21 protein-coding genes and 1 tRNA gene are annotated in these 25,486 nt (G+C 56.4%); 8 read left to right on the top strand and 14 right to left on the bottom strand.

Annotated elements, in window-relative coordinates; genetic code table 11:
- Positions 1-77: 77 nt before the first annotated feature.
- The 3 genes from AC3B6F_RS07245 to AC3B6F_RS07235 form a co-directional block, all read right to left on the bottom strand.
- Positions 78-1,121 carry an aspartate-semialdehyde dehydrogenase gene (locus tag AC3B6F_RS07245; protein WP_489823843.1) on the bottom strand — a complete coding sequence of 348 codons (1,044 nt, stop codon included), beginning with the start codon at positions 1,119-1,121 and terminating at the stop codon, positions 78-80.
- A 23-nt stretch (positions 1,122-1,144) separates the two neighbouring features.
- Positions 1,145-1,783: a 2OG-Fe(II) oxygenase family protein gene (locus AC3B6F_RS07240; RefSeq protein ID WP_489823842.1), complete on the bottom strand. Its 639-nt coding sequence runs from the start codon at positions 1,781-1,783 to the stop codon at positions 1,145-1,147.
- Positions 1,784-1,863: 80 nt separating this feature from the next.
- A complete protein-coding gene (locus AC3B6F_RS07235) occupies positions 1,864-2,181 on the bottom strand; it encodes a hypothetical protein (protein WP_010503379.1) in 318 nt (105 codons plus the stop codon).
- 198 nt (positions 2,182-2,379) lie between these two features.
- Here AC3B6F_RS07235 and AC3B6F_RS07230 point away from each other — a divergent pair, with 198 nt between their 5' ends.
- On the top strand, positions 2,380-3,321 hold the full coding sequence (locus AC3B6F_RS07230; protein WP_489823841.1) for an alpha/beta hydrolase: 942 nt from the start codon (positions 2,380-2,382) through the stop codon (positions 3,319-3,321).
- A gap of 113 nt (positions 3,322-3,434) precedes the next feature.
- Positions 3,435-6,080, top strand: a complete 2,646-nt coding sequence (locus AC3B6F_RS07225) for a 2-oxoglutarate dehydrogenase E1 component (RefSeq protein WP_489823840.1) — start codon at positions 3,435-3,437, stop codon at positions 6,078-6,080.
- 21 nt (positions 6,081-6,101) lie between these two features.
- On the opposite strand, the gene AC3B6F_RS07220 is transcribed toward AC3B6F_RS07225, so the two are convergent.
- Both AC3B6F_RS07220 and AC3B6F_RS07215 read right to left on the bottom strand, forming a co-directional pair.
- Positions 6,102-6,260: a hypothetical protein gene (locus tag AC3B6F_RS07220; protein WP_489823839.1), complete on the bottom strand. Its 159-nt coding sequence runs from the start codon at positions 6,258-6,260 to the stop codon at positions 6,102-6,104.
- A gap of 54 nt (positions 6,261-6,314) precedes the next feature.
- Positions 6,315-7,625 (bottom strand): ATP-dependent DNA helicase, encoded by a 1,311-nt coding sequence (locus AC3B6F_RS07215; RefSeq protein ID WP_489823838.1) that lies wholly within the window; start codon positions 7,623-7,625, stop codon positions 6,315-6,317.
- Between the two features lie 274 nt (positions 7,626-7,899).
- On the opposite strand from AC3B6F_RS07215, the gene AC3B6F_RS07210 reads away from it, so the two are divergent.
- Entirely contained in the window at positions 7,900-8,979 is a 1,080-nt protein-coding gene (locus tag AC3B6F_RS07210; RefSeq protein ID WP_489823012.1) for an IS5 family transposase, read from the top strand.
- A 414-nt stretch (positions 8,980-9,393) separates the two neighbouring features.
- Here AC3B6F_RS07210 and AC3B6F_RS07205 read toward each other — a convergent pair.
- Positions 9,394-9,469 (bottom strand) — tRNA-Lys (locus AC3B6F_RS07205).
- A gap of 130 nt (positions 9,470-9,599) precedes the next feature.
- Between AC3B6F_RS07205 and AC3B6F_RS07200 the strand changes: the two genes are divergently transcribed.
- Entirely contained in the window at positions 9,600-9,980 is a 381-nt protein-coding gene (locus AC3B6F_RS07200) for a DUF6525 family protein (protein ID WP_489823837.1), read from the top strand.
- Between the two features lie 31 nt (positions 9,981-10,011).
- Here the strand turns inward: AC3B6F_RS07200 and AC3B6F_RS07195 are convergent, their stop codons facing one another.
- From AC3B6F_RS07195 to AC3B6F_RS07180, 4 genes are all read right to left on the bottom strand, one after another.
- Positions 10,012-10,497, bottom strand: coding sequence for a peptidylprolyl isomerase (locus AC3B6F_RS07195; RefSeq protein ID WP_007281791.1), 486 nt, complete (start codon positions 10,495-10,497; stop codon positions 10,012-10,014).
- Between the two features lie 31 nt (positions 10,498-10,528).
- On the bottom strand, positions 10,529-11,047 hold the full coding sequence (coaD, locus tag AC3B6F_RS07190) for a pantetheine-phosphate adenylyltransferase (protein ID WP_282858421.1): 519 nt from the start codon (positions 11,045-11,047) through the stop codon (positions 10,529-10,531).
- Positions 11,040-13,811 (bottom strand): DNA gyrase subunit A, encoded by a 2,772-nt coding sequence (gene gyrA, locus AC3B6F_RS07185; protein WP_489824004.1) that lies wholly within the window; start codon positions 13,809-13,811, stop codon positions 11,040-11,042. Before gyrA ends, coaD begins: the two co-directional genes overlap by 8 nt.
- Positions 13,812-13,953: 142 nt before the next feature.
- Positions 13,954-14,718 carry a class I SAM-dependent methyltransferase gene (locus tag AC3B6F_RS07180; RefSeq protein ID WP_489823836.1) on the bottom strand — a complete coding sequence of 255 codons (765 nt, stop codon included), beginning with the start codon at positions 14,716-14,718 and terminating at the stop codon, positions 13,954-13,956.
- Positions 14,719-14,800: 82 nt separating this feature from the next.
- On the opposite strand from AC3B6F_RS07180, the gene AC3B6F_RS07175 reads away from it, so the two are divergent.
- Positions 14,801-15,598: a helix-turn-helix transcriptional regulator gene (locus tag AC3B6F_RS07175; protein ID WP_489823835.1), complete on the top strand. Its 798-nt coding sequence runs from the start codon at positions 14,801-14,803 to the stop codon at positions 15,596-15,598.
- Entirely contained in the window at positions 15,595-16,062 is a 468-nt protein-coding gene (locus AC3B6F_RS07170; RefSeq protein WP_489823834.1) for a GNAT family N-acetyltransferase, read from the top strand. The genes AC3B6F_RS07175 and AC3B6F_RS07170 overlap by 4 nt, the downstream gene beginning before the upstream one ends.
- Positions 16,063-16,123: 61 nt before the next feature.
- On the opposite strand, the gene ssb is transcribed toward AC3B6F_RS07170, so the two are convergent.
- Positions 16,124-16,690 carry a single-stranded DNA-binding protein gene (gene ssb, locus AC3B6F_RS07165; RefSeq protein ID WP_010503364.1) on the bottom strand — a complete coding sequence of 189 codons (567 nt, stop codon included), beginning with the start codon at positions 16,688-16,690 and terminating at the stop codon, positions 16,124-16,126.
- A gap of 128 nt (positions 16,691-16,818) precedes the next feature.
- Between ssb and uvrA the strand changes: the two genes are divergently transcribed.
- The gene (gene uvrA / locus AC3B6F_RS07160; protein WP_489823833.1) at positions 16,819-19,812 is read left to right on the top strand and encodes an excinuclease ABC subunit UvrA; all 2,994 of its coding nucleotides are present in this window, start codon (positions 16,819-16,821) and stop codon (positions 19,810-19,812) included.
- A gap of 551 nt (positions 19,813-20,363) precedes the next feature.
- On the opposite strand, the gene AC3B6F_RS07155 is transcribed toward uvrA, so the two are convergent.
- The 3 genes from AC3B6F_RS07155 to AC3B6F_RS07145 form a co-directional block, all read right to left on the bottom strand.
- A complete protein-coding gene (locus tag AC3B6F_RS07155; RefSeq protein WP_489823832.1) occupies positions 20,364-21,437 on the bottom strand; it encodes a purine nucleoside permease in 1,074 nt (357 codons plus the stop codon).
- 117 nt (positions 21,438-21,554) lie between these two features.
- Positions 21,555-22,487, bottom strand: coding sequence for an oxygen-dependent tRNA uridine(34) hydroxylase TrhO (gene trhO, locus AC3B6F_RS07150; protein WP_489823831.1), 933 nt, complete (start codon positions 22,485-22,487; stop codon positions 21,555-21,557).
- 113 nt (positions 22,488-22,600) lie between these two features.
- Positions 22,601-23,923, bottom strand: coding sequence for an autotransporter strand-loop-strand O-heptosyltransferase (locus tag AC3B6F_RS07145; RefSeq protein ID WP_489823830.1), 1,323 nt, complete (start codon positions 23,921-23,923; stop codon positions 22,601-22,603).
- 240 nt (positions 23,924-24,163) lie between these two features.
- Between AC3B6F_RS07145 and guaD the strand changes: the two genes are divergently transcribed.
- Positions 24,164-25,474 carry a guanine deaminase gene (gene guaD / locus AC3B6F_RS07140; protein WP_489823829.1) on the top strand — a complete coding sequence of 437 codons (1,311 nt, stop codon included), beginning with the start codon at positions 24,164-24,166 and terminating at the stop codon, positions 25,472-25,474.
- The last annotated feature ends 12 nt before the right edge of the window (positions 25,475-25,486 follow it).

Below are 25,486 nucleotides of genomic sequence, written 5' to 3'. Positions count from 1 at the left end.
GCTAACCCTCTTTATCCCGACATAAAAAATGCGCCGGAAGGTCTCCCTTCAGGCGCATTCCAATCTGCAAACGATACTCAGTCCTTCGGAGGAAGCAGCGCCCCATCCTTCAGAAGGTCCTGCTCAACCAAGCTCTCCGCAATCTGCACGGCATTCAAAGCAGCACCCTTGCGCAGATTGTCAGAAACACACCAGAGCGCCAGACCATTCTCCACGGTCGGATCAATCCGCAGGCGCGACACATACGTCGCATCTTCCCCAACGCACTCAATCGGCGTCACATAGCCACCATCCTCGCGTTCATCACGCAGGATCACCCCCGGAGCCTTACGAAGCGCTTCACGGGCCTTCTTCAGGTCGATAGGCTTATCACACTCAATGCTGATCGCCTCGGAATGTCCGATGAAGACAGGCACCCGCACGCAAGTCGCCAGAACCTGAACATCCGGATCGAGAATCTTGCGGGTCTCAACCGCCATCTTCCACTCTTCCTTGGTCGCCCCATCCTCCATGAAACGATCAATATGTGGAATAACGTTAAAGGCGATCTGCTTGGTAAACTGCGCAACCGTCGGCGGATCGTTCACGAACGTGCCCTTGGTCTGACCAAACAGCTCGTCCATGCCATCTTTCCCCGCACCAGACACCGCCTGATACGTCGAAACCACAATACGCTTGATCTTGAACAGATCATGCAACGGCTTCAGAGCCACCACCATCTGCGCAGTAGAACAGTTCGGGTTCGCGATAATGCCACGACGCGCCTTCTTCAGCGCTTTAGCATTCACTTCCGGCACAACCAGCGGAATGCCAGGCTCCATACGGAAATGGGATGTATTGTCGATCACAACACACCCTGCAGCCGCAGCCTTCGGCGCATACACGGCCGAAACCTCACCGCCCGGCGAGAAAAGGGCAATATCCCAGCCTTTGAAATCAAACGTCTCAAGATTCTGAACCTTGAGAACCTTCTTGTCTCCAAAGGAAATTTCTTTCCCGACCGAGCGCGGCGACGCGAGCGCCACAACCTCGTCCACAGGGAAATTCCGTTCCGCCAGAATGCGTAGCAGTTCGCGCCCCACCGCTCCCGTGGCACCCGCAACCGCAACCCGATAACCCATGATCTTTTCCGTTCCCTTTAAAATCAGCCTACAAAAGGCAGGCGCTTGACCAGCGCCGAAAGACGATGCCGTCGCAATTCGTACCGGGCCTTCTGACCCGTCGCCATATAATTGAGCTGGATGGCATACCGCGTCCCAACAAACTGCCGATGTCCATGCCAGGTCGTCGGACCATTCGGAAACACCAGAAGCGTCCCCTCCGCCGGTGTCACCTCAACATCGTAGTCCTCAACATCATCCGGACCATTCAGCAGACGCAGACAGCCATCCCGGGAAACCCAGTCTTCACCCCGTGGATTCAGATACAACAGGATCGTCACCAGTTTGGCGTCGGAATCCCGATGGATGCGTCCATCTTTTTCCCGTGTTCGCCCACGCATCGTCAGCATCGTCGGCGCATCCGCCAGATCCAGACCGAATTTTTCCGCAATCAGAGCCTTGAGCCGAGGCCCCTGCAATTCCTCAATCATGGCCGCCACACGAGGCATCAGCTTTAAAGCCTTGGGCGGAAAAGACCCACCGGATTTCATTTCCGGCAAGTCCGCCACAACAGCCTTGAGATCATCATTGCTAATGAAATGCGGCACCACGACATGCGGGAAAGGCTTCTCCGCAACCGGTGTCTGCGTCAGGGCATCATAATCGAGAGAAATGTTGGACATAGCCCCTGAGGCTAGCCCCGCCCCACAAACCCGGCAAGGCCTATTCAGCACATGCCAGCCTTCTCCCAGACGAAAGAAACTTACCCTCTAAGCGGCTTGTATGTCTTGGAAACCCTGCTCGTTGCCAGATACCGGACATATCCTGCCCCCAACCGGTTTGCCCCTCCCGTACAGACCTGCGGATGCGGAATATCCTTCACTTCTCCGACCCAGGCCGTATGCAACAGCTTTGGGTTAATCCGACAGACAATCAAACGCCGGTCCACCCCCGACATTCCCGCATCCTCAACAAGGTGACTCTGAACGCTCTGCGCGTCATGCGACACCGACTGCGCCTGCACACCCGACAAAGGCAAACCGAGAGCAAATCCAAGACAGAAGACAGACAGAGCACGCATGAGCAGAACTCCCCACACGCCCACGGCGATTTTTGGAAAAGGCCAGCAGGCACTGCTCCTAAGACGACTCTCGAACCAGAAAAGTTGCGGCATTTTTGTGGCAAACTTTACCTGGGCCTGAATCCTGTCTTTCAAACCCCTGTTTTCAACAGACGTTTAAGCCTGACGACGCGTCATCATGTATTCCGAGGAACGTCCATGAACACTCTCCCCCTCGTCCTTCCTGAACTCCGCCCCGCCCTCGACATTTTCCCCTCTGTCGATCTCAGCTCAGAAACCCTTCCTGCATTAAGAAGTGCACTGGAAGACAGGGCCGCACAAGCTTTCCAGACCGCCGAAGATTTTCGGGTGACGCTCGAACAACGCCACATTCCAGCAGGTGGAGATGATGAAAGAACGCTCCGCCTTCTCACGATCCGCCCCACGCACACCGCCTCATCCCCACGCCCGGTTCTGCTTCATCTTCACGGTGGCGGACACTGCGCCGGCCGTCCCGAGCAGAATACCGGTGATCTCTGCCGTTTCGCACAGGAGTTAAACTGCCTGGTCATCTCCCCGGACTATCGCCTGACACCCGAAACGCCATTCCCCGGTGGCATCGAAGATGCTTACGCCACCCTCTGCTGGATCCATGACAACGCCGAGGCCCTCAACATCCGTCGTGACCAAATCGGCGTCACCGGCGAAAGCGCAGGCGGAAATCTTGCCGCCGCACTCTGCCTGCTTGCCAGAGATCGACACGGCCCGGCCATTCTGTTCCAGAACCTGATCTACCCCATGCTGGATGATCGTACCGTCAATGACGCTCCCAACCCCTCCCCCACCGCCGGAGAATTTGTCTGGACGCGCGTAAGCAATACCTACGCATGGGACATTCTTCTGACCCCTTCGCGTCCCGGTGATGAAAACATTTCCCCTTATGCCGCTCCAGCCCGCGCCACAAATCTATCCGGCCTGCCACCAACCATCATGACCGTCGGCGCTCTCGATCTCTTTCTCGAAGAAGACCTGCTCTATGCCCAGCGCCTCATCAGAAGCGGCGTCTCTGTAGAACTGGATGTCGTCCCCGGCGCCTATCCTTTGACGTCACCGGTGCCCCCATCGCAAAACAGACGCTTGAACGACGCATCACTTCCATGAAGCGCTTCTTCTCCCCATCTGAAGATTGACACGGAATGCTTTATCCAAATGCGTTCCCCACTTTCCCGTGATGGGCTAAAGTTCGCGCCCCCTGGGACTGGAGACCGATTTTCATGGGCGATCACCGCGACGACCGCGATGCCATCAATGGCGCCAACACCGTCTATCTGGCCGAGCTTCACGCTCGCTGGCAGAACGACCCCGCGTCTGTTGATCCAGCGTTTGCCGCCCTGTTCGAAACCCTCGGCGCCGACCGCCCCCCAACAGAAACACCAAATGGCAGCGCCGAGGCTCTGAAAAACGCCTACCGTCTGCGCGGTCACTCCCTGGCAAAACTCGATCCTTTAGGACTGGCCGCTACACCAGCAATCCCGGAACTCACCCCTCCCGATGCAGACCGCGACCTTCTGGCCCGTCTGCGTCGCGCCTATTCCGGCACCCTGACAGCAGAATTCATGCATATTCAGGACCCCGCTCAGCGTCAGTGGTGGATTGATCGCCTGGAAAACACCGCTCCCGTCGTCGCTATGGAGCCAGAACGCATCCTGCTCGCCCTGACACGCGCCGAAGGATTCGAAGGCTTCTGTCAGAAGCGTTTCACGGGAATGCGCCGCTTCGGTCTGGAAGGCGGAGAAAGCGTTATCGTCGCCCTCCGCACCCTGATCGACGCCGCCGCCCGCGATGGCGCAAAGTCCGTTTCGCTCGGCATGCCACATCGTGGCCGCCTGAACGTCATGGCCAACATCCTGCGCAAACCCTTCGCCGCCATTTTCAGCGAATTTGCAGGCGCGTCTTTCAAACCTGACGACATCCAGGGCTCCGGAGATGTTAAATACCATCTCGGCACAGCCACCACGATGGAACACGCAGGCCACAAACTGCGCATCTCCCTGCTGCCCAACCCATCCCATCTGGAGGCCGTCGATCCCGTCGTTCTCGGACGCGTCCGCGCCGATCAGGACCGCGAGAAAGACAAAGACCGCGATCGCCACCTAGGCATCCTTGTTCACGGTGACGCCGCCTTCGCTGGGCAAGGTGTCGTGTACGAAACACTGGCCCTTTCCAAGCTTGAAGGCTACCGCACCGGCGGTACAGTTCACGTCATCATCAACAACCAGATCGGATTCACCACCGTCCAGTCAGACGCCCATTCCGGCATCCACAACACCGACGTCGCCAAATCCATTCAGGCTCCGATCCTGCATGTCAATGGTGATGATCCGGATGCTGTCGCCCGAGCTGCTCTTCTGGCTCATGAATGGCGGCGCGATTTCCATTCAGACGTCGTCCTCGACGTTGTCTGCTATCGCCGCCATGGACACAACGAAACGGATGAACCAGCTTTCACACAGCCCGCGATGGTGCACGCCATCCAGTCCCGTCCAACCACCCGTCGCCTCTACGCCGAGCATCTGATCCGCCAGGGCATCCTGACGGCCGAACAGGTCGAAGATATGTGGCAGCATTTCCAGCGCCGACTGGAAGAACAATACGCCGCGTCCGAACACTACCGACCTGACTCCACAGACTGGCTGGACGGCCCCCAGGACTCCACACGCCTTCAGGACGAGCCCGAACGCATCCAGCCCATGACCGGCGTCCCACTGGAACGCCTGCGTATGGTTGGTGAAGCCATCGGCACCATCCCGCCGGGACTGAACGTCCATCCACGCCTCGCCCGCCAGATCGTTGCTCGTGGCAAAGCCGTAGCTGATGGTGGACCACTCGACTGGGCGACCGCCGAAGCCCTCGCTTTTGGAACCCTGTCCATAGACGGTCACCCTGTTCGCCTGTCAGGTCAGGACAGCCGCCGCGGCACCTTCAGCCAGCGTCACGCCGTCCTGTTCGATCAGAATACCGGCCGGGAAGAAACCCTTCTGGCCCATATCGCGCCCCATCAGGCCCCTCTGCACCTTTGGAATTCTCCGCTCTCCGAATTTGCCGTCCTCGGCTTCGAATACGGCTATTCACTCGGTGATCCAGATGCCCTGGTTCTGTGGGAAGCTCAATTCGGAGACTTTGCAAACGGCGCACAGGTCATTCTCGATCAGTTCATCGCTTCCGGCGAAACAAAATGGCTTCGAACATCCGGCCTGACACTTCTGCTGCCACACGGTTACGAAGGCGGTGGGCCAGAACATTCATCAGCCAGACCAGAACGTATTCTCCAGCTCTGCGCGGAAAACAATCTGCGCGTCTGTAACATCACCAGCCCCGCAAACTATTTCCATGCCCTGCGCCGCCAGATTGCACGGCGCTGCCGCAAGCCACTGGTCATCTTCACACCCAAGTCTCTCCTGAGACACAAGGAAGCAACCTCACCGCTCGTGGAAATGGGGCCACACACACGCTTCCAGCCCGTTCTGGCAGATCCACAGCAAATTACAGGCGCCAGAAAGATCATTTTGTGCTCAGGCAAGGTCTTTTACGATCTCACCGCCGAACGGACCCGACAAAACCGCACGGACGTCGCCATCATCCGTCTGGAACAGCTCTATCCCTTCCCGCACCACGCCCTGATCCAGCAGCTGGAATTATACCCGGACGCCGAACAGATCATCTGGTGCCAGGAAGAACCCCAGAACAACGGCGCATGGATTTTCGTAGACCGACGCATCGAACGCGCCCTGCAGGAATGCGGACACAAAGTCCAGCGTCCACAGTACGTGGGCCGCGAAAGCGCCGCGTCACCGGCTACAGGCCTGCCCGGCGCTCACGCCGCCCAGCAGGAAAAACTGGTTCAAGACGCACTGGCCTGATTACCAGCCAGTGCCGTGTCTTCAGGTTGGGCCGCCCTGATACCCGAAACTGCTGCGGCCCGATCCGGTATTTCCATACCCGTCCCCTCGGAACTGCCGTGAGCCCTGACCACCATAATCAGGGCCACAGGCCGCAAGCGCCACAAGGGCAGCTAGCGCCAAACCTACTTTAAAACGCATCGTTTCATTCCTCTTTCCCGAATGACCATCCAGAAACGTATCTGTCTGTATGCCTTAAGACATTCCGACATTGACCAGAAAAACCATATCCGTCGCCCGTGTCAGCGCCACATAACAAAGCTGCTGTGTTTCAAGAGGATTGCCTCCTGCCCGACGTCGAATATCCCCCAGATCAACAAAGACATTCCTGAACGTGCTACCCTGAGACGTATGCACGGTCATGGCATAAATAGCCTGAAGGTTCAGCAACGCACTCTGGAAGGCAAACCGATGCTGCCACCGCTTGCGCTCCTGCCTGGCTTCCTGAACAAGCCGACGCTCTACAGCCTGAAGCTGGCGCTCATCCTGAACCAGATGAGCCGTAATTTCTTCCCCGGACATCGTCAGCACAGTCAGTTCCCAAGACGGAATATCCGTAGACCAGGCTGCTACAGACCCGCAGGCTTCAAACCGGTATGATAGGCGCGACGCCTGAATATCCATCACCAGGACTTCTTCATTCGTCGCAATCTGCTGACGATTTTTATCTTCATTCTGGCGACTGAATGGCGCTCTCGCGACCGCACGCTCCCCCGGCATGAACGGCATTTCGATCTGCTCTCCATACCGCCATTGCCGAACCATCTGATTAACTTGATGGACGCGACTATTCGTCCAGCAAAGATACCTGAAACTATCGTTATCTGCATCGAAGGCATCGGACGTAAACGCTTTGCGAACCCAGCTTTCCACATCCTTCGGGATGAACAGCCCGGATGAATCATGACGTGCGTCCCGCACCCAACTCCAGTCCACAGAGCCACCCTGGCTCTGGCGAATGACAGTCGCGGCTTCCAGAATGGGATTGCCTGCCGCCTGCCGAACAACCGTTTCAAGATGCGATCTGGATGGAACAGAAAAGGAAGGAGAGGCCTCTTCTCCAACTGGTGGAAGCTGCGCCGGATCTCCCACAAACAGCACAAAACAGAACTTCAAAAGATCTCGGATCCAGCCCATGAGTTCCCGCGAAATCATGGAGCACTCATCAATAATAACTACACCATCCGGTATCGTCTGTGGGCGTTTCGCGCGTACCAGCGTCGTACCCCCACCCTGCAACGATGGCTGTAAACCCAGATGACTCTGGATGGTCCGACATTCAACATCCTGATGCACCTTTGAGCGCAGAACAGCCGTCGCCTTGTGCGTTGGAGCTGTAATGACCGTCACAACTTTCATTCGCAGAAAATGCTGCGCCACCTCCTGCATCAGCGTTGTTTTCCCACTCCCCGCATACCCCGTCAGCAGGTGTGTAGGACGCCCTTCGGCATGAGCCTGAATGATTTCATCAAGAGCCACTTTTTGGGAAAGAGTAAGCGTCACCATAAATCCCCCCTTCCCACACTCTTAACCGTTGCATCGCCTGAATATGACATGAAGCAACCAGAGTTCCTCCCCCTGCCCTCCATCCACATTTCCTAAAAGCGTGAAACATTCGACACGCAGACATGTCTATGACGCCCCACCAGCTAACAGTTCGCAGCCTTGAAAGCCATTGAGATATCCTTCGAAAAAGAAGATGGAGGGTTCGAAAAACTCTCTGTTTTTGATGCTTTCTATGTGATTCCCTTTCTTTGGTTTTGGTTGAGGGAATGCCGCTATGAAACAGCTTGGTTTCTTTGATGTTGAAGAGCGGCTTGCCCGTTTGAGCGGGCTTGGCGATCAGCTCGAAGCGTTCTCCCGGACAGTGGATTTTGAAGTGTTCCGCCCTGATCTGGAGCAGGCTTTGGCCTATTCAGACGGCAGTAAAGGCGGGCGTCCGCCGTTTGATCCGGTACTGATGTTCAAGATCCTGGTGATCCAGACGCTGAACAATTTGTCTGATGAACGGACGGAATATCTGATCAACGACCGCCTCTCTTTCATGCGCTTTTTAGGTCTGAGGCTGTCGGACCGTGTGCCTGATGCCAAAACGGTCTGGCTGTTCCGTGAACGCCTGACCCAGGCGGGGGCCATTGAAAGACTGTTTGACCGGTTTGACGCGACCCTGCGGAACGCGGGCTATCTGCCGATGTCGGGCCAGATCCTGGATGCAACATTGGTAGCCGCTCCAAAGCAGCGCAATACGAACGCTGAGAAAGCCGACCTCCGGGCAGGACGTACCCCCGAAGACTGGCAGGACAAGCCGGCAAAGCTGTCGCATAAGGATCGTCATGCACGATGGACACTGAAGTTCACGAAGGCGAAGCGTCAGGATGACGGGACGATCCCCACAACGGATCTGGCCATTCCGTTCTTTGGCTACAAGTCCCATGTCTCCATCGACAGGAAGTTCCGGTTCATCCGGAAATGGAAGACGACAGATGCCGCCGCCAGTGATGGTGCGCGATTGCGAGAAGGGCTGTTGGATAACACCAATACGGCCTCAAGCGTCTGGGCAGACACGGCGTATCGCTCCAAAGCCAATGAAGACTTCATGGAAAAGCAGGGATTTGTTTCGAAGGTTCACAGAAAAAAACCGCATCTCAAACCGATGCCCCGGCATATCCAGAGATCCAATGCAGGAAAGTCTGTGATCCGATCTCGTGTCGAGCATGTCTTTGCCGATCAGAAATCGCAGACGGGACTGTTCATCCGAACTGTCGGTATCACCCGGGCCACCATGAGGATCGGACTGGCCAATATTGTCTACAACATGCGCCGCTTTCTCTTCCTCGAACGATTGAGCGCGAGCGCGTAGTCATCCAGCGGGAAACAGCACTCGATCTGCTCAAAACGCAAACAGAAAACGCCCCAAAGAACCGTCAATCAAATCGCCAAAACCCAGAAATCACGGGCCAAGCACATCAATTGATGGTTCTTCGATCCCTCCAGATCACCACCTCAACCCAGCCCGCAGTGCGCCAAACCATCGTTGATGCGCATATCTCGTTCACCGCAACAACATTGTCCTCATTGCAGATGTATACTCAACAGACGTCCTAACCCTATTCTGCCAAAATAGTGCTAAAACCTCTATATTCCACAAAGATAATCAACAATTCGAATTGAAAGCGCTAACGGGATTACCTGTGATATCCTGTTTCAGATCAACAAAATATCCGCAGGGATTTTCTCTTAGAGAGCGCTCTTATTTTCAGGAACAAGAACCTGATGGTGAACCGGCTGGGACTCGAACCCAGGACCATTCGATTAAAAGTCGAATGCTCTACCAACTGAGCTACCGGTTCATCCGAGCGGATGGCTACCCTACAACCACTATAAGGTCAACCTCCAGCGAGAGGAAAAGAGCATTAACACAATTATTGGTTATGTTATAACATATAATTATCTTGTCGTTTTATCAGCCCAAAACAGCATATGCCCACAAAAACTCAAACATCCGTCAACCCACAGACCTTCAATGATCGCACTCTCAGACATGAAATCTGGCAACGATTTGATGGCAACGACTGGGAGGCTTTCGATCAGCTTCCATCTTCCATTCGCAAGCGTCTGAACGAACACGTTTACGATGCATGGTCCGTCAACGCTCTGATGCTCTGGAAGCATTACAAGCGCATTTACGGCCGCACTGCACGCGCGGAACGTGCGCTGATCAAGTATCTAGATTACTGCGAGCGCCTTGAACGCAAGGCCTTCTCTGAACGTTACACTGCTCAGTGCGGGACGCTCTATCCCCACGATGCCGCAAGAGCGACAGTTCTTCGCACCTCAAAAAGCGGACAAGAGTCTGTCTGAACGTACCAGACGCACAGACAGACTACATAACTTATGCTTCGACGTAGGCCTTAACAATGGTGTCCGGATCCTTGACCATTCCTGACGAACCAGCGCCACGCTTGATCTGATCCACGTATTCCATGCCCTCAATCACCTTGCCAGCAATCGTGTACTGACCGTTCAGGGACGGAACATCCTGGAACATGATGAAGAACTGGCTGTTTGCAGAGTGCGGCGCCATCGTGCGGGCCATCCCCAGCGTACCACGCTCAAACTTCGCCTTATCCGTGAACTCAGCCTTCAGGTCCGGATAGTTGCTGCCGCTCGTGCCTGTCCCGGTCGGATCGCCACCCTGAGCCATGAAGCCCTCGATCACACGATGGAACTTCACACCATCATAAAAACCTTCGCTTGCCAGAAGCTTCAGACGCTCCACAGCCAGCGGCGCCAGATCAGGGCGCAGCTCAATGACGACCTTGCCATTCTTGAGTTCAAAAACCAGCTTGTTACCGTCGGGTACTGCGGTCTCAGACATCTTGGAACCTTCCAGAAATCAATGAAGGTTCCTATGTCGCCCTTCGACCCAGTTTCGACAAGACGAGACTTGCAACATCTTCACTGACAAAAGACGAAATATCGCCGTCAAGCCGGGCAATTTCCTTCACGATCCGGCTGGCCGTCGTGCGATGCCCCTCAGAAGAAAGCAGAAAAACCGTCTCGATCTCCGGTGCCAATCGGCGCAACGCCCCAGAAAGCTGGCTCTCAAAATCGAAATCACCCGCAGACCGAAGACCACGCACAACCGTTCCTGCACCTGCCTTACGCACCGCAGCAACAAGCAGGGTGTCAAACCCCAGAACTTCGATCCGGTCAGCATGAGGCAGTTTCAAAACCTCATGCCGCATCATCTCCAGACGCTCTTCCAACGTCAGAAGCGGGTGCTTGCCCTCATTGACCGCCACACCAACCAGCAGGCGATCAAAAAGAGCAGACGCACGATCGATAATATCCAGATGACCGAACGTCACCGGATCAAACGTGCCGGGATAAAACCCGACACGCGGATCAGTCTGCCTCTCAGGCATCAGGGCTTGCATCACCCTCAGAAGCTTCACCATCCGTCGTCGCACCCTCAACAGGCACTGTACCGTCCGGTGTAGCCACGACATCCCCTTCGATCAGATCGCCTTCTTCACCATCATCTTCCACAACAGGGAAGACACAGATAACCGTCTCGGTGTCATTCAGTCGGAACAACGTCACACCACTGGCCTGACGCGCCATGACACGCACCTGAGACACCGGCAGACGGATCAGACGGCCCGTATCCGTCACCAGCATGACGTCCGTGCCATCCAGCGTCGGAAGGGTCCCAACCACTTCCTTGCCACGACGATTGGCCGAGAAGGTCATGTTCGTGATGCCCTGACCGCCACGGCCCGACACACGATAATCATAGGCAGAAGAACGCCGACCAAACCCGCCATCTGTTACGGTTAGAAGAATTTCTTCCTGCTGCTCCAGCTCCTCGAAACGCTCCTGCGTCAGATCGCCAGCGACCTCTACCGTTTCTTCGTCACCGGACACCACATCTTCTTCGGTACCCTCAGCAAGCGCTGCATTCTCAGCACGACGCTTCGCATTGGCCATCCGCAGATACGCAGCACGCTCTTCAACGCTCGCATCCACATGGTTGAGAATACACAGCGAAATCACGGCATCCCCGTCCCCCAGACGAATACCGCGCACACCCGAGCTGCCACGACCGGCAAACACACGCAGCGTGTCATCCGTGATCTGGAAACGGATACAGCGGGCGTTCTTCGTCGCCAGGAACACGTCCTGACCTTCACGACACGTCGCCACACCGATAAGGGAATCACCCTCATCCAGCTTCATCGCAATCAGACCGGATGCCCGGATATTCCGGAAATCGTTCAGGCGGTTACGGCGCACATTACCGCTAGCCGTCGCGAAGGTAAGGTGCAGGTCTTCCCACAGCTCCTCATCCTGCGGCAGCGGCAGAACTGCCGTAATGGCGTCCGAACCCAGTTCCGGCAGCAGATTGACCAGTGCGCGGCCCTTGGACGTCGGAGAGGCTTCCGGCAAATGCCAGACCTTGGTGCGATACGCCTTTCCGCCCGAAGAGAAGAACAGAACCCACTGATGAGTATGGGCATTGAAACTACGGATAATGACGTCATCACCACGACGGCCGGAAGCCGTACGACCACGGCCACCGCGGTTCTGTGAGCGGAACATCTCAAGCGGCGTCCGCTTGATGAAGCCGTCACGCGTGATGGTCACAACCATCTGACCCGGCTCAATCAGGCTCTCGTCAGACTGATCGCCCAGCGCATCGGAAATTTCCGACATCCGCGGGGTCGCAATTTCTGCACGAGCCGCCAGAAGCTCATCGCGCATGACTTCCATGCGGCGGATATGGCTCCCGATGATCTCAAGCAGCTCACCAATCTTGGCAGCAACTTCGCTCAGTTCACCTTGGATCTTCTCACGTTCCAGACCGGTCAGGCGCTGCAGACGCAGCTCCAGAATACCACGAGCCTGAGCTTCCGTAAGGCGAACCTTGCCATCAAAGATGATATTGCCTTCGTCCTGGATCAGCTCCAGCAGAGGCACAACTTCGCTGGCATCCCACTCACGCGCCATGAGAAGTTCACGCGCCGTCGCCGCATCCGGTGCGGAACGGATCAATGCAATGACTTCATCAATATTGGCGACGGCCAGAACAAGACCGACCAGCAAATGGCCACGATCACGAACCTTGTTCAGATCGAACCGGGCACGACGCAGAATGACGTCTTCACGGAAGCGGATAAAGGCCTCCAGAACGTCCTTCAGACCCATCGTGCGCGGCTTGCCTTCATCCAGCGCCAACATATTGACGCTGAAGGACGTCTGTAGCTGCGTGAAACGATAGAGCTGGTTCAGCACGACTTCCGGTGTCGCATCGCGCTTCAGCTCAATGACAACGCGCATTCCCGAACGGTCACTCTCGTCGCGGATATCGGAAATGCCTTCGATTTCCTTGGCGCGGACGAGATCGGCAATCTTCTCCTGAAGCGTCGCCTTGTTCACCTGATACGGGATTTCCGTGATGATGATCGCCTGACGATCCTTGCGGATCTCTTCGATCTCAGCACGCGCACGAACCGGTACAGACCCACGCCCCGTCTCGAACGCCTTACGGATACCGCTTCGGCCCATGATGATGCCGCCGGTCGGGAAATCCGGACCGGGAATGATCTGCATCAGCTCATCCAGCTCAATCGCCGGATTGGCAATCATCGCCAGCGTAGCATCAATGACTTCGCCAGGGTTATGCGTCGGGATGTTCGTAGCCATACCGACTGCGATACCCGAAGCACCATTCACCAGAAGGTTGGGGAATGTCGCCGGCAGAACCTTCGGCTCATGCTCGCTCTCATCGTAGTTCGGCTGGAAATCAACCGTATCCCGCTCAATATCATCAAGCAGGAACGACGCAGACTTGGCCAGACGGGCTTCGGTATAACGCATGGCGGCCGGGCTATCGCCATCGACCGAACCGAAGTTACCCTGACCATCAATCAGCTTGACGCGCATCGACCAATGCTGCGCCATACGAACCATGGCATCGTAAATCGAGCTGTCACCGTGCGGATGGTATTTACCCATCACGTCACCGACCGCACGGGCAGACTTGCGGTATGGCTTGTCAGACGTAAAGCCACTCTCGCGCATCGCATACAGAATGCGGCGATGGACAGGTTTCAGGCCATCACGCACATCCGGCAGGGCGCGCGAGACGATCACCGACATCGCATAGGCCAGATAGGAGGAGCGCATCTCCTCCTCGATCGTCACCGGAAGACGATCGGAAGGTACAAGATCAGTCGGCTCGTTCAGCTCGGTCAAGACAGGTCCACCACGCTAAAATACAGTCCGCACAGCATAGCCCATGCGCCGCCCACATGCCACACCTACCCCATTACGGCCTGCTTCCCGTGAAAACGGTCACGTCCAGCAGGAAACTGCCGTCTTCTTCTAGCCCCAGCCGTTCCTTAACCACGGCCGGTGCCCCACGCTGAAGCGAACGGATCCCGTCCACGCGTTCTACAGGCGTCTGCGTCCGCGCGACCCAGCTTTCAAAAGCCATCCTTAAACGACTGCGCGTCAGTCCCTTCACCAAAAAGCCGGACCGCCCCAGCGCGCTCACCCACTCCCCAATGGAGTAATCCCGCACATGCGAAATATCCCGCATGAGTTCCAATGTCTGAAGCCAGCTATCAGAAACAGCGTCTTCAGGTGCCGTCACATCAACAAACACTGCCAGACCACCGGGCTTCAGAACCCGCCGAGCCTCACGCAATCCTGCTTCAAAGCCATCCCAGTGATGAGCCGTAAAACGACAGAGCACCGCATCAAATGCGCAATCTTCGAACGGCAGATTTTCCGCCGAAGCGTGACGAACTTCGATATTGCTCAACCCACGCCTGGATGCCTCATCCTGCACAACCTGCAACATGCCCAGTGTAATGTCACAAGCCATAACCCGCCCGACATGAGGCGCCACAGCATAGCTTACATGACCACCCCCGCATCCGAGATCCAGAACATGCTCAAGCCTTCGTCCCTGAACGGCCTGAACAATGGCGTCCAGATCAGCACCCTGACTGTGAACCGTACTTTCAACATAAGCCGAGGCTCTCGCCTCATAGTGTGAGGCAGCAAACTGCCCAGCCTGCTTCGTCATCGACTGTTCTCCTTCTGAAAACACCCTTTCCACATTCCAGGCGTGGTATAAGATCCTAATTTATCATGGTATAAATTGTACTATGCCAACAGATCGCCGCCAGACCCTTGGTCAGTTTCTTCGCACACAACGGGAAAAGCTCTCGCCATCACAGGCCGGGCTTCTCGTTATTCCTCACCGCAGACGAACACCTGGGTTACGGCGCGAAGAAGCCGCCCAACTCTGCGGCATCAGCACGACCTGGTACACATGGCTGGAACAGGGCCGGGATGTCACTTGCTCTCCAGCGAGCCTGTCGCGCATTGCCACAGCCCTGCAAATGTCTTCCACAGAAAGGCGTTATCTTTTCACGCTTGCTGAACTCCGCGATCCGCACCAGATCACCCCTTCAGTCGCAACGCCAAACGCATTGCTGAACCTGCCCAAACAAATCAAAAGCCCGGCATACCTGCTTGACCCGCTCTGGAATGTTCTGAGTGCCAATGATCCTGCCAGAGACCTCTTCACAGGCTGGATGGACAGCCCTGAGCCCAACCAGCTCCGATATGTTTTCCTGAACCCTGAGGCGAAAACATTCCTGACGAACTGGCCCGACCGCTCAAGACGCCTGCTCGCAGAATTCCGCGCTGACACAGCCCACCTTGCCAGAACCACGGCGTTTCAGTCCCTGACCTCTGCCCTTCAGGCTGAAAGCCAGGAGTTTCTCCATTTCTGGCAGGACCAGCGTGTTCTCCCCAGAGAAGGCGGCCAACGCAGCTTCCAGCATCCAGTCCGTGGAGTGTTGAACTACGAACAGATAACTCTCACCCCCGCAGAACACACAGGGTATAAACTTGTCATCCTGACGCCGACCGCAATTGAACAGACAAGCGCATCATGACCCCGACATTCACTCTCCATCCCGCCGATTTTTCCAACCCGCAAACGCGTGACCTTCTGGCCCTTCACCTCGCAGGAATGCACGAAAACACCCCAGCCGGACACGTCTTCGCCCTTGACCTGTCAGGCCTCATGGCACCTGAAATCGAAGTCTGGACTGTCCATCGACAGGATCGCGTAGCCGGAATCGGCGCACTCAAACGCCTGAACGATCAGGCAGGCGAGCTCAAATCCATGCGCACACATCCTGACTTTCTGAGACAGGGCGTCGCCAGTACTCTGCTGGATCACCTTATCCACAGAGCGCGCTCTGGAGAGCTGAAAACACTCAGTCTTGAGACAGGACGTGGGCCGTCCTTTGACCCCGCTCTAGCCCTGTATCAAACCCGAGGCTTCCAACCCGGCGAAGCTTTCGGCGACTACGAGGCTTCCGAATTCAACCAGTTCTTCCATCTGACCCTCTGAACGTACGCACCAGATACAAAAAAACCGGACTGACATGCCAGCCCGGTTCCAAACGCATCCCTCAGAACGGGATTTCGTCATCCAGATCGTTATCCGGCGGCGCATCCCAGCCACCACCCCGGTTACCACCGCCAGACGACCCACCTGAACGGCCGCCATCATTACCGCCGCCGAAGCCACCGCCCCGGTTGCCGCCACCAAAGCCGCCTCCGTTGCTGTTTCCACCGCCGTAAGACGAGCCGCCTCCGTCGAAGCCACCCTCGTCGCCGCCACTGCGATTGCTATCCAGCAGCACCAGTTCACCGCGGAAACGATCGATCGTCACTTCAGTCGTGTAACGCTCCTGGCCTGACTGATCGGTCCACTTCCGGGTCCGCAGTTCGCCTTCCAGATAGACCTTGCGGCCCTTGCGCAGAAAACGCTCTGCCACATCGCCCAGACGATCATTGAAGATCACGACACGATGCCATTCGGTGCGCTCCTTGCGCTCACCGCTCTGACGATCGTTCCATGTTTCGGACGTCGCAATCGTCAGATTGACGATCTTCGAGCCTGACTGCGTGTTCCGGACTTCCGGGTCCTTGCCCAGATTCCCGACCAGAATCACCTTGTTGACGCTACCTGCCATTCCGTACCAACCAATTTTCTCGAATTGTTCTTTTCATATAGGGCGTGAAAACCCATCTATAAAGTGATCTAGCACCGTTCAGGCGCGTTGCGAACACAATTGCCTTTTCTGCACATCCCGGGGTCTTCGTGAGCTTTCCAGACAATCATTCGATCCGTGTCCGTGGCGCACGCGCCCACAACCTCAAGAATATCGACGTCACAATCCCTCGTGACTCGCTCACGATCATCACGGGCCTGTCCGGCTCGGGGAAATCTTCGCTCGCGTTCGATACAATCTACGCAGAAGGCCAGCGCCGCTACGTTGAAAGCCTCTCGGCCTATGCCCGCCAGTTCCTCGAACTGATGGGCAAACCAGACGTGGACTCCATCGAAGGGCTCTCCCCCGCCATCTCGATCGAGCAGAAAACCACTTCAAAAAACCCCCGCTCGACCGTCGGTACGATCACGGAGATCCACGACTATATGCGTCTGCTCTGGGCGCGCGTGGGTATTCCCTATTCTCCTGCCACTGGCCTGCCCATCGAAGCCCAGACCGTCAGCCAGATGGTGGATCGGGTCATGTCGCTCCCGGAAGGCATGCGCCTGATGCTGCTCGCTCCGGTCGTCCGGGACCGGAAAGGCGATTGCAAACGCGAGCTCGCAGAACTGTCCCGCAAGGGCTTCACCCGCGTCAAAATAGACGGTGAGCTTTACGAAATCGCCGAAGCCCCGGAACTGAACCGCAAAACCCGCCACAACGTGGAAGTGGTTGTGGACCGGATCGTCGTCAAACCCGATCTGGAATCCCGCCTGGCTGACAGCTTTGAAACCGCCCTCGAACTCTCCGATGGTCTCGCCTACGCCGAGGAAGTCAAACGCGCTGACGACAAGGCCGCCCCGGCCCACATCGTTTTCTCGTCCCGCTTCGCCTGCCCGGTCTCAGGCTTTACGATTGAAGAGATCGAGCCACGCCTGTTCTCCTTCAACGCGCCAATGGGCGCATGCCCAACCTGCGATGGTATCGGAACAGAAACGCATTTTGATGCCAATCTGATCGTCCCGGATGACAGCCTGACACTTGCCGAAGGCGCCATTGCCCCATGGAAAGGCGCCAGCACCGATTGGTACGACCAGACGCTTGCCGCCCTCGCCCGTCACTGCGGCGACACCATGAATACACCATGGAGCGACCTGAAAGCCGAAACGCGCGACCTGATCCTCAACGGTTCCAAAGAAGCGATTGCCATTCCCTATCGCGATGGCAACAAAGTCCACACCGTAACCAAGCCTTTCGAAGGCGTGCTGAAAAACCTCCGCCGCCGCATGGCCCAGACGGACAGCATGTGGGTGCGGGAAGAACTGTCGCGCTACCAGTCCGAAAAACCCTGTCACGTCTGCCATGGCGCGCGCCTGAAACCAGAAGCACTCTGCGTGAAGGTCAATGACCTGAACATCGCCGAAGCCTCGGACATGCAGATCCGCAAGGCACTCGACTGGTTCTCAGGCGTCGAAGCAACCCTGACACCTCAGCGGGCCGAAATCGCCCGCCGCATCCTCCGCGAAATTACGGACCGCCTGCACTTCCTCGATGATGTGGGTCTGGACTACCTGACGCTTTCCCGAGGATCGGCCACGCTGTCCGGCGGTGAAAGCCAGCGCATCCGTCTGGCTTCCCAGATCGGCTCCGGCCTGACCGGTGTCCTATATGTGCTGGACGAACCTTCCATCGGGCTGCACCAACGCGACAACGAGCGCCTTCTCGGCACACTGGAACGCCTCAAGCGCCTCGGGAACACGGTCATCGTCGTCGAACATGACGAGGACGCCATCCGGGCTGCCGACTACCTGATCGACATGGGGCCGGGTGCCGGCACGCGGGGCGGAAACGTCATCGCCACAGGCACCCCCAAAGAAGTGGCCAAGAACAAGGACAGCCTGACGGGCGCCTACCTATCAGGCCGAAAGTTCATCCCCGTCCCGGAAAACCGTCGCACATCTGACAAAACGCTCACTCTCGTCGGCGCCAAGGGCAACAACCTCAAAGACCTGACCGTCGATTTCCCACTCGGCACATTCATTGCCGTAACGGGCGTATCAGGCGGCGGCAAATCTACGCTGGTTGTTGATACGCTCTACAAGGCCCTATCCAGACAGCTCATGAAGTCGAGCCAGTCCCCGTTACCCTATGACCGTCTGGAAGGCGTGGACAATCTCGACAAGATTATCGAGATCGACCAGTCGCCCATCGGGCGTACACCGCGCTCCAATCCCGCCACCTATACGGACCTGTTTGCCCCTATCCGAGACTGGTTCGCCGAACTGCCGGAATCCAAAGCGCGCGGCTACAAACCCGGCCGCTTCTCCTTCAATGTGAAGGGCGGCCGTTGCGAAGCCTGTCAGGGCGATGGCGTCCTGAAAATCGAAATGCACTTCCTGCCGGACGTGTTCGTCACCTGTGACACCTGTAAAGGCGCGCGTTACAACCGTGAAACACTGGAAGTGAAGTTCCGCGGCAACTCCATCGCAGACGTGCTGGCCATGACTGTGGACGAGGCGCTCCCCTTCTTCCAGGCCGTCCCGAAAATCCGTGATCGTCTGGCCATTCTCCAGCAGGTTGGCCTCGGTTACGTCGCTCTCGGCCAGCAGGCAACTACGCTTTCAGGCGGTGAGGCCCAGCGCGTCAAACTTTCCAAGGAACTCGCCAAACGCGCAACCGGCCGCACGCTCTACATCCTCGATGAGCCAACGACCGGCCTGCATACGGAAGACGTTCGCAAGCTGCTTGAAGTACTCCACGCACTCGTCGATCAGGGCAATACCGTTCTGGTCATCGAACACAATCTGGAAGTCATCAAAACGGCAGACTGGCTGATCGACATCGGACCGGAAGGTGGAGACGGTGGTGGCAATATCGTTGCAGCCGGAACACCGGAAGATATCGCGGCCTGCAAAGCCAGTCACACTGGGCGCTTCCTCGCCCCCCTCCTGAACGCGCCTGACGTCCGCCAGCCACGCGTCACAACCGCAGTCATTACGGCTCAGAACATGATCGACGCTCTACCGCCCCGAAAAGCCAAAACCAAACCGACAGCAGAGAAGCCAACCCGAGGCCGACCAAAAAAGACGAAAACGCCTGCATGATGGGACTGGTCCGGCTCGCTCCCACGGGAAAGAGCCGATTACCCCACCCCGAGCACCATCAATAGCCCAGCCGTCAGAAACACAAGCCCATTGAAGACGCCATGACAAAGGGCCGTAGTCCAGAACGGACTAACCCCTTCTGTCACCTCGGCACGCCGGTAGCAGAGATAAAGGCAGGTTCCACCAACTACGCCCGTACAAAGCGCGGTCAGAAAACTGCGATGAAAATGAGCCCCACCGTAATGGGCCCACACACGCAATCCACGCCAAACCGGGCGCAAAAGCTTTGCCGCCAAACAGTTTGTCTACGACCCAAATGGGAATCCAGAAGTTCAGAAGGGTCTCGACAACAGGCGCCAGCAAAACGGCTGATAGAACCAGCGCGACTGGATTAAGATCGGTGTCAGAATGTTCAGGCTGCCACCCAGCCCAGTCGATCAAGATATGCAGAGGGACAGAGAGCAGAAGCCCAATCGCGGCATAGCGGAATGCAATCCTCCCACTGACCGGAAATGCCAGATCCTGCTCCCCCTGCACGCCCGTATCCTGCATCAGGGAACATGACCCGGAACATGGTCTTCATAGACCGACCAGTGTCCCGCCAGTTCATGCACGACAACACTTCCCACACGCCATGCTGCTTCATAAGCTGGCAGACCATCGCCCGAATACTCTTCCGACACAGTCTCATACGCCTTCCGCCCCTTTGGCGGCAGCGTGTAGTTGGACGCCGTCCGGAGAACCATCAATCGCTGGAAATCTGCTTTCTTCATCCGGTCCAGACGCACCATCGCTGATGCAATCGCGGAATCCTCCATGTTACTCATGGCGAACACGCCCTGAGCGTTCGTGAACATCTTCACCCAGTCCCGCGCGTACTGGTTCAGATAATGCCCATGCCAGTAGAGATCAGACGCAAAACTGTCTCCCTGAATAACGGAAGGCGCTTTCACCGCCGCTGGATACTCGGCCCATCCCTTGGAATAAGCCCGCATCTCCGGCGTATCCATAAGCTTCACCGTCTGCGTGCGCTCCCACGCCCAGTGCGAAAGCCCAGCATTCAGCGGAAAGACAATCGGATATCCAGCATTCGGCCCATGCTCCTGATCCGACCCCTCAAGCGTTCCAGGCCGCACCGCGCCAGCCGCGTAAACGCCGTAAGGCCAGTCTTTCGGCACTTCACGCATATCGATGGACTGCGCCACATCATTCACAACATACCGCGCCCACGCTGCTGACCCAACGGACATGACCTGTGGATCAGCCCCGGCAATACCGGTCACCAGCCAGTACGCTTTCGTCAGATCAAACCGCGGGTCCATGCCCAGCGCCATAATAGATGGCCCGGCATTCACCAGCGTCATCCCCGTCACAATCGCAATTTCGGTATGTTCCGGATTGGTGAGAATATCATGTACGCCCCCCGGAAACGCCACATGTTCCGTCAAATGTTCCCGCTCGGCCCAGAGCTGAAGCTCCCCTGACTGATCGCCGGTATCCGCCCCCTTCTCGAAGGTCGTCACAACCACAACCCGGACAGGCCAGGGCTTCTGTGCAAATGCTACGGCGGGAAGCGCCATCATTCCGGCACAAACCAGTCCAGCCCAACGAAACATCTTCACCATCACACCGCCTCAGCCGTTTTCATTACGACTTCAGAAAAATCAGCAGAAGCGCGGGCAGGTCAAGTCATTCCCCCACCTTTTTCGCAGCTCTAACGGTTTGTCATTCCTGGAATAGCCTCAGGACCCCAGATGTTCTTTCCCTCGCTTACGCGCCAGCATCTCCTGACGTTCACGCGAAGCATAGCGCTGGCGTTGTTCTTCCGTACGCTCATTATGACAATGCGGGCAGGACACGCCCTGTACGAACAGCGGAGACGCCTTGTCCTTCTCACTGACAGGACGACGGCAGGCATGACAGACATCGTAACTGCCGATTTCCAGACCATGCTTCACCGAAACACGCTGATCGAACACAAAGCATTCGCCTTCCCAGAGGCTTTCTTCTTCAGGAACGGTCTCCAGATATTTCAGAATGCCGCCCTTGAGATGATAAACTTCATCCAGCCCTTCGGCCTTCACAAAAGACGTGGATTTCTCACAGCGAATACCACCCGTGCAGAACATGGCAATCTTCGGCACCTTGCCCTTTGCCTCAAGCTCTTTGCGCCGATTGCGGAACCACTCGGGGAACTCACGGAATGACCGCGTCTTGGGATCTTCCGCTCCCTTGAACGTCCCAATCGCCACTTCATAATCATTGCGCGTATCAATGATGATTGTCTCCGGATCGGAGATCAACGCATTCCATTCAGCAGGATCAAGATACTGCCCAACATCCTTGCGAGGATCGATATTCGGCTGCCCCATGGTGACGATCTCTTTCTTGAGCCGTACCTTCATGCGCCGGAATGGCAGTTCGGGAGCCCGGGATTCCTTGATCTCCAATTCCTCACAACCCGGCAGAGCGCGGATATGCTCCAGCACACGCTCCATGCCCTCATCAGAACCCGCAATGGTGCCATTAATGCCTTCCGGGGCCAGCAATAGAATACCTTTGATCCCCTCCTGTTCGCACACCTGCTGTAAAGGCTCCCGCAAAGCGGAAACATCCTCGAACGGCGTAAAATTATAAAGCGCGACGATACGGATCGGCGGAAGGACATCAGACACGGGAGGCGACCATCCAGCTCTGCGACCGCAGGCAAACCCACGATCAGGTGACAATACGCCCTGCCAATATCAGGCTCCCGCCTTCAATTCCAGAAAACTCCTGATTGTCGCGGTCAGACAGCCGTTTCCATCATCGGCAACCCCTCATCCTTGATAAGACGCTTGAGAGTATGAATGACCTGAGCCCCGGTAATCAAACGGGTACATTCAAACTGCCTGTCAGTCCCTTTATGCCGTGGGCACCAGAAGAAATCCTGATGATCGAACTGATGCTTCGGGTCATTCCAGCAGGAATTGCAGGTGTGCCAATTGATGATGCGGTACGGCGTGGCAAATTCGTTGTCCGGATGCGTGAAACCGGAAATCATCACAACCGGCGTCCCTGCCGCATGCGCCAGCCATGCCAGACCGCTGGAAAGGCCGATAAAGAAACTGGCATGTTTCAGCCAGCGCGCGCGCTCCGACAGAGGCCGGTTGCCCGTCTCATCCTCGGCTCCATGAGGAATATGATTGTACACATACCCCGTCCCATGAAACGTCTTCTGATCAATACAGATCACGCGATACCCTGAAGCCTTCAGAAACGCGATGACCTCCTGCCAGCCTGCCGGATTGTTCCAGTATTTGCACTGCGTACTGGCCTGCGTGGCAATGACAACATACGGTCCCTCGATGGGAGGCGTATCGCCATCCTGAATCGTGATGGGTGGCGGAGTGTCATCCCAGGGATTAACCCCCAGAATATAGGCCGCCGTCCGATGCAGGCCGACATGACGGAAATCCGTCGGCTGATGCGTGAACTCGGTGTCTGTAAAGAACAGGCCGATATTATAGCTGGCGTAGAACCCCGCCGTGAAATCCTTGTTCGCCTTGGCCTCATCATGACCCACAAGCGTGATGTCCGGGTTAGCTTCCTTGACGAGCGGTAGGATCACGTCCGCAACAGAACACGTCACCTTGGCGCCACTTTCCTGCGCCAGTCGCAGAACCGCAGGCAACCAGGCAATGGTATCGCCAAGCGTTCCAACAGGAAGCTGCACCAGCACATGCTTCCCCTCCAGAGACAGTTCATGATGCAGCACGTCTTCACGGCTGCCATCCGGCTTTTCCAACCAGACATCAATCAGAAAGGGGACGAAAAACTTCTTGGTCGAGGCGACTATGCCGCCCTTGAGGCGGGCATCGAACAGAATATTTCCCGTAGCATAGTCCGACAACCGGACGTGCCACTGACCAACCTCAGGGACAATGTCAGGCACCATAACCCGCGCCCCATCATTGAAGTCAAAGCGCACGCCCTGACCACCTTCGACGACCGGAACAGGAGACACTGCAAAATACGGACTTTTCTCTGCCGCTCCGCCTACAGAGAGAACGTTTACAGCTGAAGACGTAAGTGCCGACATCTCCGCAGGCACAGGAAGCACATCAGGCATCAGTCAAGGCCCCCTTAAAATGACTGGAAATTTCACAACAGAAAATTCATTTTTTGTACTGCAACGTCAAAAGAACCTGCTCTAAAAAAATAAATATCCGATACCAATTCATTTGTTTCAGAAAACCATATCCAAGGAAACTGGAATACCCCTGCACAATATCCAGGCCATCACATGAAATCACCCGACTCCCTCGCAATCGTTTCCTGATCTGAAATGCTGTGCAATAGGAGAACCATTATGACCGATCATACTGCCATCCGCGGCCCTTTCCTGACATTCCACGCAGACCCGTTCACGGTCGACCCCATGGATGCTGTTACCTATCAGTCTGACGGTCTGATCCTGTGTACCGGCGGAATCATTACTGCAGCAGGCGCCTGGAATGATCTGAAAGATCAACTTCCAGATGATGTCATGGTCGATCATTATCCAGACTGTCTGATTTCCGCCGGGATGGTGGACACTCACGTCCATTACCCGCAGCTTCCTGTCATCGCCTCCTATGGCGAGCAGCTTCTCGAATGGTTGGAAACCTACGTTTTCCCTGCCGAAGCCCGTTACGCCGACATCACCTATGCTCGTAAAGTCGCCCGAATCTTCCTGAAAGAGCTCCTTCGCGTCGGCACCACGACTGCAGCTGTGTACTGCACAGTTCACCCAGAGTCCGTAAACGCCTTCTTCGAAGAATCCGAGCGTCTCAATACCTGCATGATCGCAGGGAAAGTCCTGATGGACCGGAATGCTCCGGACAATCTGCGAGATACAGCCCAGTCAGGCTACGACCAGTCCGCCGCCCTTATAGAACGCTGGCATGGTCGTGGACGTCAGCTCTACGCCGTAACGCCCCGTTTTGCTCCGACCAGCACGCCTGAACAACTTGAGCTGGCAGGCTCGCTTCTGGCCACACAGTCCGATCTGTTCATGCAGACCCACCTGCTGGAAAACCAGTCTGAAATCAAATGGGTTAAAGAACTGTTCCCAAACCGGACATCCTATCTGGATGTATACGATAAAGCTGGCCTGCTACGCCCACGCGCTATTCTGGCACATGGCGTACACGCTCATGAAAAGGACTTTCAGCGCTGTTATGATACAGGCTGTTCAATCGCTCATTGCCCAGGCTCGAACCAATTCCTTGGAAGTGGATCTTTTCCACTGTTCAAAGCCCTAAAACCGGAACGCCGCGTCAAAATCGGGCTTGGAAGCGACGTAGGAGCGGGCCCTTCCCTGTCGCTACTTCAGGTGCTGTCAGACGGCTATAAAGTCGCGCAAGGCCTGGAAACAAAGCTGCATCCCGCACAGGGTCTCTGGCTAGCCACAGCAGGCGGTGCCCAGTCCCTTGGGTTGGACAACCAGATCGGCGCCATCAGGCCCGGCCTGCATGCCGACCTTTGCGTGTTTGACCCTACGGCCACACCTTTAGGAAAAATCCGAACCCAGACAGCCGAAAGCCTGTCAGACATTCTGTTCGCCCTGACCATGCTGGGCGACGATCGAAGCGTGCAGGCGACCTATGTCGCTGGACAGAAACTCCATATCCGGAACTGATTCCCGGCCGAC

This window comes from Gluconobacter sp. ESL1110 (assembly GCF_058107395.1).
The sequence above is the reverse complement of the archived record's forward strand: the minus strand, read 5'-3'. Positions and strand labels throughout refer to the sequence as shown.

Coding starts and splice junctions, on each gene's coding strand:
- AC3B6F_RS07225 (WP_489823840.1), top strand. CDS start 3,435: ATGGGCGATCACCGCGACGACCGCGATGCCATCAATGGCGCCAACACC.
- coaD (WP_282858421.1), bottom strand. CDS start 11,047: ATGCCTGAGAGGCAGACTGATCCGCGTGTCGGGTTTTATCCCGGCACG.
- AC3B6F_RS07215 (WP_489823838.1), bottom strand. CDS start 7,625: ATGGTGACGCTTACTCTTTCCCAAAAAGTGGCTCTTGATGAAATCATT.
- AC3B6F_RS07220 (WP_489823839.1), bottom strand. CDS start 6,260: ATGCGTTTTAAAGTAGGTTTGGCGCTAGCTGCCCTTGTGGCGCTTGCG.
- AC3B6F_RS07245 (WP_489823843.1), bottom strand. CDS start 1,121: ATGGGTTATCGGGTTGCGGTTGCGGGTGCCACGGGAGCGGTGGGGCGC.
- AC3B6F_RS07230 (WP_489823841.1), top strand. CDS start 2,380: ATGAACACTCTCCCCCTCGTCCTTCCTGAACTCCGCCCCGCCCTCGAC.
- gyrA (WP_489824004.1), bottom strand. CDS start 13,811: ATGCGCTCCTCCTATCTGGCCTATGCGATGTCGGTGATCGTCTCGCGC.
- AC3B6F_RS07240 (WP_489823842.1), bottom strand. CDS start 1,783: ATGTCCAACATTTCTCTCGATTATGATGCCCTGACGCAGACACCGGTT.
- AC3B6F_RS07175 (WP_489823835.1), top strand. CDS start 14,801: ATGCCAACAGATCGCCGCCAGACCCTTGGTCAGTTTCTTCGCACACAA.
- guaD (WP_489823829.1), top strand. CDS start 24,164: ATGACCGATCATACTGCCATCCGCGGCCCTTTCCTGACATTCCACGCA.
- AC3B6F_RS07145 (WP_489823830.1), bottom strand. CDS start 23,923: ATGCCTGATGTGCTTCCTGTGCCTGCGGAGATGTCGGCACTTACGTCT.
- AC3B6F_RS07170 (WP_489823834.1), top strand. CDS start 15,595: ATGACCCCGACATTCACTCTCCATCCCGCCGATTTTTCCAACCCGCAA.
- ssb (WP_010503364.1), bottom strand. CDS start 16,690: ATGGCAGGTAGCGTCAACAAGGTGATTCTGGTCGGGAATCTGGGCAAG.
- AC3B6F_RS07195 (WP_007281791.1), bottom strand. CDS start 10,497: ATGTCTGAGACCGCAGTACCCGACGGTAACAAGCTGGTTTTTGAACTC.
- AC3B6F_RS07210 (WP_489823012.1), top strand. CDS start 7,900: ATGAAACAGCTTGGTTTCTTTGATGTTGAAGAGCGGCTTGCCCGTTTG.
- AC3B6F_RS07235 (WP_010503379.1), bottom strand. CDS start 2,181: ATGCGTGCTCTGTCTGTCTTCTGTCTTGGATTTGCTCTCGGTTTGCCT.
- AC3B6F_RS07180 (WP_489823836.1), bottom strand. CDS start 14,718: ATGACGAAGCAGGCTGGGCAGTTTGCTGCCTCACACTATGAGGCGAGA.
- AC3B6F_RS07200 (WP_489823837.1), top strand. CDS start 9,600: ATGCCCACAAAAACTCAAACATCCGTCAACCCACAGACCTTCAATGAT.
- AC3B6F_RS07155 (WP_489823832.1), bottom strand. CDS start 21,437: ATGGTGAAGATGTTTCGTTGGGCTGGACTGGTTTGTGCCGGAATGATG.